The organism is Neisseria sp. P0021.S007 (assembly GCF_051956855.1).
This window is the reverse complement of sequence record NZ_JBQCXA010001564.1, coordinates 1-462: the sequence shown is the minus strand read 5'-3', so window position 1 is coordinate 462 and position 462 is coordinate 1. Positions and strand designations below refer to the sequence as shown.

Annotated in this window: 2 pseudogenes; both read left to right on the top strand. The window is 54.1% G+C overall.

Annotation, left to right across the window (positions count from 1 at the left end):
• Nucleotides 1–279, top strand: a pseudogene (locus ACTHUR_RS20285) (outer membrane protein assembly factor BamE); the annotation flags it as partial.
• Between the two features lie 9 nt (nucleotides 280–288).
• Nucleotides 289–462, top strand: a pseudogene (locus tag ACTHUR_RS20280) (murein L,D-transpeptidase); the annotation flags it as partial.

Genomic DNA, 462 nt, shown 5'->3' with positions numbered 1-462 from the left:
ATGTTCGGCGTGCGCGAATGGAACTACCTCTTCCACTTCCGCACCCCCGGCGTTCCCGCCAACCCTCACATCGGCTCTGACGTAGAAGGCATTACCACTTGCCAATACAAAGTCTTGTTTGACAAACACAAATACGCACGAAGCTTCCATTGGAAAGCCGTCTTCCCAGAAGATGCCGTCTGCCCGCCCGTACAAGAAGTTGCCCCACAACCCGCGCCCGAACCTCAAATCATCATCCGTGAGGTTGCGCCTGAAACACCCCACCGAATCCGCAGATAATAGGAAACCATGTTTAAAAGAATCATCCTCGGCGTATCGCTGCTGGCAGGGCTGAACAGCTTTGCAGCAGCCGATGCCGCCAAAGAATACATGCAACGCAAAAAAGTCATCGTCAACACCGCCAAAGCCGAGCTGTGCTTTGCCGACGATGGTCAGTGCCACCCCGTACTCATCGGTAAAACC